This window comes from Mesorhizobium sp. M0590, from assembly GCF_040320905.1.
Classification (GTDB): domain Bacteria; phylum Pseudomonadota; class Alphaproteobacteria; order Rhizobiales; family Rhizobiaceae; genus Mesorhizobium.
The window spans coordinates 41,540-50,952 of record NZ_JAMYQN010000015.1 but is presented as its reverse complement, the minus strand read 5'-3'; the positions used below and the strand labels follow the sequence as shown (position 1 = coordinate 50,952).

Genomic DNA, 9,413 nt, shown 5'->3' with positions numbered 1-9,413 from the left:
TCCGTACCATTCCAGCCTTCTACTCACCCGTCCACCGTTTCAATCTCCGCGTCGACCAGACACCAGGGCGCATAGCGGAAATCGCGGATCTGGATGACCTGATCGTCCCTCCATTCGACCAGCATGAAGCCGCGCACAGCGCCGTCGGCCGCCTGCGGGTCGCGGATGAGGATCGCCGGCCGGCCGTCGACCACGCCGAGCGACAATGTCCAGTCGCGCAAACGATCGTAATTGCCGAAATAGGTCGAAACCTCGGCCTTGCCGCGCAGGCGGACGCGGTTGACGACGTCGAGCCGGACGTCCTCGGCGATCAGTGCCCGCACGGCGTCGAAGTCGCGCGCGTTGAACAGGTCGACATAGCGCCGCAGCCGGCGCTCGTCATCGGCGTCGAGCCTCGGCGCGAGCGCCTGCTCGGGCTGCAGCGCCAGCAGCTTGAGCTGCGCCCGCCCGCGATGCAGCGCGGCCTTGGTGGCGGCGAGCGTCGCGCCGGTCACTTCGCAGGTCTCATGCAGGCTGAGGCCGAGCACGTCGACCAGGATCACAGCGCTGCGCTGCGGCACCGAAAGCTGCATGAAGGAGCGCAGGCTGGTCTGGGCGGCGAGCCGGCTGTCGGCGCTGCCGGAGGGATCCTCGATGACGCTCATGTCGGCCTCGGTCATGCGCGACCTTTCCCGATTGCGCCGCCGCAGATGATCCTGCGCGGCATTGTGGGCGATGCGAAACAGCCATTGCTCGGGACGTTCGACGATCGCACCGCCGTCGATCGCCTGCAGCGCCTTGATCAGCACCTCCTGGACGATGTCCTCGCCGTCGATCACCGAGCCGGCCATACGCGCGCAGTAGCGATGCAGCCTTGGCCGCAACCCGACGAGCATCACCTCCAAAGTCGCCCTGTTCATTTTCGGCGTAGCGTCCCATTTCTGCGCGAGCGGCATGGCAGGCGCTACCCGGCTTTCTGATCCGCCAGCATACGGTAATTGCCGATGACTTTGACAGGCGATCGCAATGCCGGGGTCGAACGGCGCTCGGCGTGGTTTTCCGTAAACGCCTTGAAGGCCGCAAGCCCGGTCAGCGCCGACGAATCGCCGTCCTGGCCGACGATGTGGACGAACGAGCCGTCGTCCAGCTCGAGCACGAGATAACACACCGTCGGCGGTGCCGCCTCGCCCAGCGCTTCAAATACTTTTTCGACCAGCACGCGGTTATCTTCCAGGTCGGCTTGCTTCACACCGTATCGAATGAGCGCGTAGTTCATCGTCGTCTCCTGACTGGTTGGTATGAACGAAGGACGACCGGCTGCGCTGAAAAGATTCTCCTTGCCGAAGAATCTTTTCGGTTGCCCGCATCGTCTTTCCCGCGTGGGCGGCTGCGCGGCAGCCGTCAAGCAGGAGAGACGATCATGCATATCCAGTTTGCCGAGCTTCCGGTGTTCGAGCAGGACCGCGCCAAGGCGTTCTACACCAGGCATCTCGCCTGCCAGGTCATGGCCGACCAGAAAATGGGTGATGGCGGCTGGCGCTGGATCGAGCTGGCATTTCCGCATGCCGTGACGAACCTGCATTTTGTCAGGCGCGCCGACGACGCACCCGGCGCGGAGCCGGTATTGGTGCTGGTCGACGAAAATGTCGGGGCAATGATCGCAGCCATGAAAGCGGGCGGCGTCGAGATCGTCACCGAAGCGCATGAGGCGCCGTGGCAGCCGGGGCGCACGGTGGCGGAGTTTCGCGACAGCGAAGGCAACCGCATGGTCCTCGCCAGCCGATAAGGCACCGGAGCCCTCTGTCCGGCGGGGCGTCGTACCTAAGTCCTACCTCCGGCCGGACCATCGGCCGTACTTCCTTCGTATTATTATTTCGTGACCTCTGCGCGCCGGAACCTTCCCTTGCATCGGGCGTTCGGGCGCTGTATCGCGATGCCTCATATTTAGGCAGGCGGAGGAAATACGAATAGGGCGGGTGGCAAAACAAACATGGGCCGGGGAGGAGCATCTTACCATGTCGAACCGTAAAATCGGAATGTCCCACAGTTTGGGGCTGCGCGTCGCTGACCTCAAATCCAGAATGCAAAGTGCCCAGATTACCGAGCATGAGATCAAGACATTTCAAAAGGTTGCGGCCATTATGGGCGGCGCCAAAGGCTCACTGCGCCTCGATGCGGACGATCTGATCGCCGCGTCCTTCCTTGTCGATCCCTTGGAAGATCTCCCGCTCTCCAGTTGAAGGCGCTGAACGCAGGTCGAAATCCTATCGGGTTTGAACCTGCGATTGCCGCCGGCGGAGCATCCGCCAGCCCAAACCGCATGCGAGGATGACGTTGGCCAGCGCCAGACCGGAAAGCGCGGCCAACGTCCCGTGCGGGCCGAAGCGCTCCAGCAGCAATGCGCCGGCCGAGGGTGCCGCCGCCTGGGCGATCAGGCTCGGCATGGCGAGGCGGCCCATCAGCTTCGCATAGCCGTTCGAGCCGAACAGCGCGAGCGGCAGCGTTCCCCGGGCGATGGATTCGAGGCCGATGCCCGCGCCGTAGAAGCCGAGCGCCAGCGGGATGATCGGCATGCCGGCCCAGAGCGTCGAAACGCCGATCGCCACAAACGTAACCGAGGCAAACTTGGTGAAAATCGGATGGTGGTAGCGCGCGATCATCATCTCGATCGCGCGGGCCGCCACCTGGGACGGGCCAACCAGCACGCCGAGCCCGACGGCTGCGGCAAGCGCCATGCCGCTGCCTTGCAGGATGGTGAGCAGATGCACCGACAGCGTCGAGGAGATCACAGCCGCAAGTGTCAGGGTCGCGGCCAGAACGATCACGATCGACGGATCGGCTTGGTTGTCGAGAATGGGTGCCGCCTCCTTCAATCCTGGTTTGACTGCCGGTTGCGGCGGCTCCCGGGGCAGGATCACCAGATAGAGCGGAAGCGCAATTGCCAGCTGAAAGGCGGCGTAGACCAGGCAGGTGCCGCGCCAGCCGACCTCCCCCAGCAGCAAGGCTGAGATCGGCCAGCAGATGGTGCTCGCAAGGCCGCCGAACAGCGTCAGCATGGTGATGGCGGAGCGCGCGCCGTGGCCATAGTGGCGGCCAAGCGTTGCGAAAGCGGCATCGTAGAGCCCCGCCCCCATGCCCAGGCCGACGATCAGCCAGGCAGCGATATAGGCCACAAGGTTGGGGGCAACGGCCAGCCCAACCTGGCCGACCCCGATGCATCCAGCGCTGAACGCCAGGACATTGCGGCCGCCACGCCGCTCGATCGACGACCCGACGCGCGGAGAGATCAATCCGGCCACAAGCAAGCCAAGGGACAGGCCGCCGACAACCCATGCCAGCGGCCAGCCGGTATCGGAGGAGACTGCCGGCGCGATGACCGCGGGAAGATAGTAGGAAGAACCCCACGCCATGATCTGCGTCAGGCCAAGCGCGGTGATGATCGCGCCGCGGCTGCGCAGGATGGCCGGCGAAGGCGGCGAAAGACTCATGCCGCGACGCTGCAGCCACAGCCGCCTTTGCCGACCGCCTTCGCCTTGGCGTCGGCGACACAGCACGCATCCACCGCTGCCGGCGCCGGACCGCCGCAGCACCCCTTGTCGGCCACGCCGATCCGCGGCACGGTGCAGACGCCGGTCTCGGGCAGCACGAGCTGGACATTGTCGGCCGCCACCATGTCGCCGGCGATCGCCGCCGCGACCGAGCGGACCTGCTCATAACCGGTCAGCAGCAGGAAGGTCGGCGCGCGGCCATAACTCTTGATGCCGACTGTGTAGAACCCGTGCTCGGGATGGCTGAGCTCACGGTGGCCGTGCGGCGGCACGTCGCCGCAGGAGTGCTCGTTGGGATCGATCAACGGTCCCAGTGCCTTGACGCTTTCCAGCCATGGATCGAGCTCGAGCCGAAGCTCACGGGTCAGCGACAGATCCGGGCGTTGTCCGGTCGCGGCGATGATGCGGTCGACCGGGCCAAGCGCCTGCAAACCGTCCCTGGTCTGGCCTTCGACGACCAGCCGGCCGTTGGCATCGCGGATCGAAACAGCCGCAAAGCCCGTCACCAGCCTGACGCCGCCGCTCTCGGCGAGTTCGCGCACTTCGGCGCCGAGTTCGCCGCGTGCCGGCAATTGGTCGGCATCACCGCCACCATAGATGCGCACCAGGTCGGTGCCGCGCGTCGTCCAGATGAAAGCCGTGCCGGGCTCCACCTCCGCCAGCCTGGCGAGATCCAGCAAGGCATTGGCGGCCGAATGGCCGGAGCCGGCGACCAGCGTCGTCTTCCCCGCATAAAGGCTGCGGTCGCGGCCGAGAATATCGGGGATGCCGTAGGCTATGCGGTCGGCAAATTGCGCTTCGCCTACGGCATGAATTCCGCCGGCGCCGAGCGGGTTCGGCATCTGCCAGGTTCCCGACGCATCTATGACGGCGCGGGCGCTGTCGCGCCGCGTGCCGCTGGCGGTTTCGACCACCAGCATGAACGGCCGGGTTTCGCGTTCCTTGCTCGAGACCTTGTCGGCGCCCCAGCGCGAAATGCCAACGACGCGGGCGCCGGTTTCGATCGACGGCGACAATTGCGGAAGCTTTGCCAGCGGCTCGAGATAATCCGCGACGAGGTCGTTTGCGGTCGGGAATGCCTCGGGCTCCGGCATCCGCCAGCCATGCACCTCGAGCAGGTTTCTAGCCACCTGATCGACGCAATAGCGCCAGGGCGTGAACACCCGGACATGGCCCCAATCCCTGAGATTGGATGCAACCGCATTGCCGGCTTCGTAGACTTTGACAGGAATGCCCCGCGCGATGAGGTGGACCGCTGCCGCTAGGCCGACCGGCCCGGCGCCGATCACCGCAACGGGGAGCTTTTCGATCATCTCCATATCTTCTATCCTTCCGGTAGTTTCGAATTATACTGCCAAAAAAATCACGCCGCCGTCTTTGCCGTCGCTTCCGCCGATGCCGGCGCACAGGTGGCGTCGGCGCAGCATTCGTCTGCGAGGTATCCGATGAGCCCGTTCATGGCGGGATAGTTGGCCCGGCAGATCAGCGTCGTCGCCTGGCGCTCCTGTGTCACCAGGCCGGTGTCGACCAGCCGCTTTAGGTGATGCGACAGCGTCGAGGCGGCGATGCCGAGCCTGTCCTGGACGCGTCCGACCGGCAGCCCCTCATCGCCCGCCCGCACCAGCGTCCGATAGAGCTGCAACCGCGTCGGGCTGCCGAGGGCTTCAAGTTGCGAGGCTGCTTTTTCGAGTTTCATGGAAATAAGCTATTTCCAGAATCGCTGCACGTCAAGAGAATTTCGACAAAGATCGAAATAAGGCGATATCTAGACGACGCGCTTGCCGCTGGCGTCGATGACCACCTCGCCGTCCTCCTTGGTGAACGGGCCGATATCCGGATTGGGCAGGATATCGAGCACGGCTTCGGATGGTCGGGCGAGCATGGTGCCGAGCGGCGTCACCACGATCGGCCGGTTGATCAGGATCGGATGCGCCAGCATGAAATCGAGGATCTCGTCGTCGCTCCACTGCGGCTCGCCCAGGCCAGGTTCGGCATAGGGCGTGCCCTTTTCGCGCAGCAATTGGCGCGGCGTCATGCCCATCGCTGCGATCAGCTCGACGAGCTTTTCGCGCGACGGCGGATTTTTCAGATATTCGACCACCTCAGGCTCCTCGCCGGACTGCCTGATCATGGCCAGCGTGTTGCGCGAGGTGCCGCAATCGGGGTTGTGATAGATGGTGATGGTCATTGCGCAGCTTTCATCTGTCCGGCTGGTTTCGGTTGGGCGAGCAGCCACCCTGCCAATGTCATGGCGAGCAACGCGCCCAAAAGTTCGGCGCCGATGAAGCCCGGCAGATCGGCGGGGCGGATCCCGGCAAAAGTGTTGGAGAACGCACGGGCGATGGCGACGGCCGGATTGGCGAAGGATGTCGATGCGGTGAACCAGTAGGCGGCGGTGATATAGAGCCCGACCAGCCAGGGGATCGAATCCGGACGGGAACGCAGGCCGGCAAGGATGGTGAAGACCAGCCCGAATGCGGCGACCAGCTCCGCAATCCATTGCCCGCTTCCGGTCCGCACCGTCGCCGACACTTGCAGGATCGGCAGTTCGAACATCGCATGCGCGAGCAACGTTCCAGCGATGCCGCCGGCAATCTGGGCGGCGACGTAAGCCAGCGCTGCGTTCGTTTCGATCTCGCGTCGAAGCGCGAATACCAGCGTCACCGCCGGGTTGAAGTGCGCTCCGGATATCGGTCCGAATATGGTGATGAGCACGACCAGGATCGCCCCGGTCGGCAAGGTGTTGCCGAGCAAGGTGAGTGCGACCTCGTCGGTCAGCTTATCGGCCATGATACCGGAACCGACCACGGTGGCGACCAGAAGAGCCGTGCCGAGGGCTTCGGCAACAAGGCGGCGGGAGAGGTTGGCCAAGACGAACCTCCCCTAGCAGTTGCAGGTCACAGCCTGGATGACAGGCTGGCAAAGTTCCGGCGCGCCATTGCAGCAATCCTCCATGAGGTAGGCCAGCAGATCGCGAAACCTGGTCATGTCGGCGAAGTAGCGCACGCTGCGGCCCTCTCGTTCGGTCCGCACCAGGCCGGCATGCGACAGGATCTTGAGATGGGCCGACATCGTATTCGGGAACGCGGCGAGCCGTGAGGCGATCTCGCCCGCAGCCACGCCCTCGGCGCCGGCCCGCACCAAAAGGCGAAAAACGTCCAGCCGGGTCTCCTGGCCGAGCGCGGCAAGTGCCGAAAGGGCGAGCGTCTTATCCATGTTTCCAGATTTCCAGAAATGGGGAATAGAGTCAACGCGCGGTGTCGGTGGCGCAATGCAATCGCTCGAGGTTTGAAGTCGCCCTCTGCTCTGAGCGTTGGCGCTGCCCCTCACCTGCCTGCCGGCACCCTCTCCCCGTATAGTGACGGGGAGAGGGGTGCTCTCGTCGCTGCTTTCGCCAATCGCCAGCATTGCGAGAAGGGCGCCGAGGCCGCGGTCAGCCCCTTCTCCCCGTCCCTATACGGGGAGAAGTGCCCGGCAGGGCGATGAGGGGCGGCGCCGACTTCGATAATTGGCCGTCTCCAACACCAACCTGGCGCAATCGCCTGTCCAAAGCGATTGCCCCGCGCCGGCGACGGCCCACCCCGGCTGATCAGCCAGGCACTGTGGCGGCGACCGCATCAGCGCGACCAAGGCCGGCAACCGCTTTTCTGACCCGCTGCAAATGCGCCTGGCGTCCTGCGGCCGAGACGCTGTCCATCCGGTAGAGCGCCAGGAATTTGGTCCGGCACAGCGGATGGCAGACGGAGCGGAAGCCGCGCAGCAGGGTCCGCCGGCCGGGCTGTCCCATGATCCACGACATCAGCGGCGTGGCGCCACATGTGGTCATTGCGATCACCCGGCGTATGTGCCGCAATTTGGGCCGCGGGCCGCGTCGTTCCGTCGGCATCTCGAAAGCGAAGCCCGGCACCAGCACACGCTCCAGCCAGCCTTTCAGCATCGCCGGAAGGCCATACCACCAGGTCGGATAGATGAAGACGACCGCCTCCGCCCAGAGCAGCTCCTGCGCATGTTCGTGCACCGGTTGCAGGTTCGCCGCCTTGTCGTGGTAACCGCGCCATTCCCGCGTGCGCATGACTGGATCGAAGCCGGTCGCATAAAGGTCGAGCAGGTGGACCTGATGGCCGCTTTCGGCAAGCGTCTCCAGCACCGTGTCGCGCACGGCGCCGTTGAAGCTGTCGGTGCAGGGATGGCAATAAACGACGAGGACCTTCATCTTGCGCTCGGTCGCGAGAGTGCATGCAAGCGCGTCGCATGCAAACAAGCCACCCGCAGACGTAGTCGATCAGCTGTTTTCATGTGAAGCCCCGCAGCCCCGGTATCAAGACGCAACAGCTCCGGTCGCGTCAAGGCCCGTTCGTGCGCAGACGTGGGCTTGCTGGGGCCAAAACCTAACAGTGGATTCGGTTTTCGATCAGCATTGTTCCAGAAAGCCTGCGCCCTAGCTTCACGGCGTGTCCAAAGCGTCAGGAGAGAAAACATGCACGCAGGAAAACTGAGCGGCAAGATCGCCTTGGTGACGGGCGCCTCTTCCGGCATCGGCGAGGCCACCGCCTTGGCGCTGGCGGCCGAGGGCGCCACGCTGGTGATTGCCGCGCGGCGCGCCGAGCGCCTGGACGACCTGGCGAGGCGGATCCGTGAAACCGGCAGCGCGGCACTGCCGATTGCCGTCGACGTCACCGACGAAACGCAAGCCACGGCGATGGTCGAGCGGGTCCAGCAGGAGTACGGCCGGCTCGACATGCTGCTTGCGGTTGCCGGCGTCGGCGTCGCCGCGCCGTTCCGCAACACGACGCCGGAAGAATACCGCCGGATGGTCGACGTCAACATCCTGGGCCTGCTTTATCCGATCCATGCAGCACTGCCGTCGATGCAGCGGCAAGGCGCCGGCCACATCGTCGTGGTCTCGTCCGGCACCGGCCGTTACATCCACCCTTCGGTGGTCTATTCCGGCACCAAGCACGCGGTGAGCGCGATGGCGGAATCGCTGCGTCGCGAGATCGGCAAAGATGGCATCCGCGTCACCTGCATCGAGCCCGGCGCCGTCAAGACCGAGTTCACCCAGAATATGCGCGCCGATGTGCGCCAGGCGGTCGAGCAAAGGCTGGGCGACATGGAGCAGCTGGAAAGCGAGGACATCGCCGCCGCCATCCTTTATGCGGTGAGCCAGCCGCCACGGGTCAACGTCAACATCCTGACGCTCTATCCGACCGAGCAGGCGTGAGGGCCGCAAAGGTGGTACCCTGCGCCGCCCCCGCAGCCCTGCAGCATCATCCGCCGATCATCAGCGTGAACACAAGCTGCCGCAACTTGCCGCCCGGGCCGAATTCGACCCGGTCGAAATCGCGGCTCGCCTGCCGTTGTGCCTGCGAGATTCCGGCGAGCCGTCTCGTCACTTCGATCCTGATCTTGCTGCAGCCACGGTCATCGGCGACGGTCAGGCCAATGGTGGCCGCCTCGATCTTGTGCACCATGTCGACGATGCTGGCGCCGTGCACCTTCTCGTGGGCGGCGAGGCCAGCTGCGAAAACCTCCCAGTTCTTCTGGATTGCGCCCGGCAGCCGCGCGGCCGGCTTCGGCAAGGTGTAGGTGATGATCAGCTTCGGCTGCGCCGACACCAGCACGCAGGCGTCGCCTTGCGGCTGGTAGTCCCTCACCCAGGTCAGCTTGAAATTGGTATGCGCGATGACGCGGCGTTCGCCGAGCAGCGGCCCGCGCCCGCCGATCGAGGCGTAGAGCTCCGGCCCGGATTGCCCTGAGATGGCATAGGTCTCGACCTTCTCGACCGCCTGCCAGCCGGCATGCGCCGGCGATGTCGGCAGGAAGGCGAGCAGCAGGCAAAGGCGAATGGCTGTTTTCATGCAAGTCCTCGCAGCCGCTGCGCACGAC

The 9,413-nt window shown here is 64.9% G+C and carries 13 protein-coding genes; 3 read left to right on the top strand and 10 right to left on the bottom strand.

Annotation, left to right across the window (positions count from 1 at the left end; all coding sequences use genetic code 11):
- Positions 1 to 23 precede the first annotated feature (23 nt).
- Both NKI52_RS23135 and NKI52_RS23130 read right to left on the bottom strand, forming a co-directional pair.
- Entirely contained in the window at positions 24 to 899 is an 876-nt protein-coding gene (locus NKI52_RS23135; RefSeq protein ID WP_352699785.1) for a sigma-70 family RNA polymerase sigma factor, read from the bottom strand.
- 44 nt (positions 900 to 943) lie between these two features.
- A complete protein-coding gene (locus NKI52_RS23130; protein ID WP_352569167.1) occupies positions 944 to 1,255 on the bottom strand; it encodes a hypothetical protein in 312 nt (103 codons plus the stop codon).
- 144 nt (positions 1,256 to 1,399) lie between these two features.
- On the opposite strand from NKI52_RS23130, the gene NKI52_RS23125 reads away from it, so the two are divergent.
- Positions 1,400 to 1,765 carry a VOC family protein gene (locus NKI52_RS23125; protein WP_352569166.1) on the top strand — a complete coding sequence of 122 codons (366 nt, stop codon included), beginning with the start codon at positions 1,400 to 1,402 and terminating at the stop codon, positions 1,763 to 1,765.
- Between the two features lie 229 nt (positions 1,766 to 1,994).
- Positions 1,995 to 2,219 (top strand): hypothetical protein, encoded by a 225-nt coding sequence (locus tag NKI52_RS23120; RefSeq protein WP_031213090.1) that lies wholly within the window; start codon positions 1,995 to 1,997, stop codon positions 2,217 to 2,219.
- A gap of 24 nt (positions 2,220 to 2,243) precedes the next feature.
- Here NKI52_RS23120 and NKI52_RS23115 read toward each other — a convergent pair whose 3' ends face one another.
- The 7 genes from NKI52_RS23115 to NKI52_RS23085 form a co-directional block, all read right to left on the bottom strand.
- Complete coding sequence (locus NKI52_RS23115; protein WP_352569165.1) at positions 2,244 to 3,467, bottom strand: MFS transporter; 1,224 nt, start codon at positions 3,465 to 3,467, stop codon at positions 2,244 to 2,246.
- A complete protein-coding gene (locus tag NKI52_RS23110; protein ID WP_502896712.1) occupies positions 3,464 to 4,840 on the bottom strand; it encodes an NAD(P)-binding domain-containing protein in 1,377 nt (458 codons plus the stop codon). Before NKI52_RS23110 ends, NKI52_RS23115 begins: the two co-directional genes overlap by 4 nt.
- Positions 4,841 to 4,890: 50 nt before the next feature.
- Positions 4,891 to 5,223, bottom strand: coding sequence for an ArsR/SmtB family transcription factor (locus NKI52_RS23105; protein ID WP_023680363.1), 333 nt, complete (start codon positions 5,221 to 5,223; stop codon positions 4,891 to 4,893).
- A 69-nt stretch (positions 5,224 to 5,292) separates the two neighbouring features.
- Positions 5,293 to 5,715 (bottom strand): arsenate reductase (glutaredoxin), encoded by a 423-nt coding sequence (gene arsC / locus NKI52_RS23100; RefSeq protein WP_352457334.1) that lies wholly within the window; start codon positions 5,713 to 5,715, stop codon positions 5,293 to 5,295.
- Positions 5,712 to 6,398: an aquaporin gene (locus NKI52_RS23095; protein WP_352569163.1), complete on the bottom strand. Its 687-nt coding sequence runs from the start codon at positions 6,396 to 6,398 to the stop codon at positions 5,712 to 5,714. The genes arsC and NKI52_RS23095 overlap by 4 nt, the downstream gene beginning before the upstream one ends.
- Positions 6,399 to 6,410: 12 nt before the next feature.
- Entirely contained in the window at positions 6,411 to 6,743 is a 333-nt protein-coding gene (locus NKI52_RS23090) for an ArsR/SmtB family transcription factor (RefSeq protein ID WP_352457336.1), read from the bottom strand.
- Between the two features lie 373 nt (positions 6,744 to 7,116).
- Entirely contained in the window at positions 7,117 to 7,740 is a 624-nt protein-coding gene (locus NKI52_RS23085; RefSeq protein ID WP_352569161.1) for an NAD(P)H-dependent oxidoreductase, read from the bottom strand.
- A gap of 264 nt (positions 7,741 to 8,004) precedes the next feature.
- Here NKI52_RS23085 and NKI52_RS23080 point away from each other — a divergent pair, with 264 nt between their 5' ends.
- Complete coding sequence (locus NKI52_RS23080; protein WP_352569160.1) at positions 8,005 to 8,748, top strand: SDR family oxidoreductase; 744 nt, start codon at positions 8,005 to 8,007, stop codon at positions 8,746 to 8,748.
- 46 nt (positions 8,749 to 8,794) lie between these two features.
- On the opposite strand, the gene NKI52_RS23075 is transcribed toward NKI52_RS23080, so the two are convergent.
- The gene (locus tag NKI52_RS23075) at positions 8,795 to 9,385 is read right to left on the bottom strand and encodes a DUF922 domain-containing Zn-dependent protease (RefSeq protein ID WP_352569159.1); all 591 of its coding nucleotides are present in this window, start codon (positions 9,383 to 9,385) and stop codon (positions 8,795 to 8,797) included.
- Positions 9,386 to 9,413 lie beyond the last annotated feature (28 nt).

Bases quoted from the DNA above. Each gene is read 5' to 3' on its own strand.
- NKI52_RS23135 (WP_352699785.1), bottom strand. From the start codon at position 899: ATGAACAGGGCGACTTTGGAGGTGATGCTCGTCGGGTTGCGGCCAAGG.
- NKI52_RS23130 (WP_352569167.1), bottom strand. From the start codon at position 1,255: ATGAACTACGCGCTCATTCGATACGGTGTGAAGCAAGCCGACCTGGAA.
- NKI52_RS23125 (WP_352569166.1), top strand. From the start codon at position 1,400: ATGCATATCCAGTTTGCCGAGCTTCCGGTGTTCGAGCAGGACCGCGCC.
- NKI52_RS23120 (WP_031213090.1), top strand. From the start codon at position 1,995: ATGTCGAACCGTAAAATCGGAATGTCCCACAGTTTGGGGCTGCGCGTC.
- NKI52_RS23115 (WP_352569165.1), bottom strand. From the start codon at position 3,467: ATGAGTCTTTCGCCGCCTTCGCCGGCCATCCTGCGCAGCCGCGGCGCG.
- NKI52_RS23110 (WP_502896712.1), bottom strand. From the start codon at position 4,840: ATGATCGAAAAGCTCCCCGTTGCGGTGATCGGCGCCGGGCCGGTCGGC.
- NKI52_RS23105 (WP_023680363.1), bottom strand. From the start codon at position 5,223: ATGAAACTCGAAAAAGCAGCCTCGCAACTTGAAGCCCTCGGCAGCCCG.
- arsC (WP_352457334.1), bottom strand. From the start codon at position 5,715: ATGACCATCACCATCTATCACAACCCCGATTGCGGCACCTCGCGCAAC.
- NKI52_RS23090 (WP_352457336.1), bottom strand. From the start codon at position 6,743: ATGGATAAGACGCTCGCCCTTTCGGCACTTGCCGCGCTCGGCCAGGAG.
- NKI52_RS23085 (WP_352569161.1), bottom strand. From the start codon at position 7,740: ATGAAGGTCCTCGTCGTTTATTGCCATCCCTGCACCGACAGCTTCAAC.
- NKI52_RS23080 (WP_352569160.1), top strand. From the start codon at position 8,005: ATGCACGCAGGAAAACTGAGCGGCAAGATCGCCTTGGTGACGGGCGCC.
- NKI52_RS23075 (WP_352569159.1), bottom strand. From the start codon at position 9,385: ATGAAAACAGCCATTCGCCTTTGCCTGCTGCTCGCCTTCCTGCCGACA.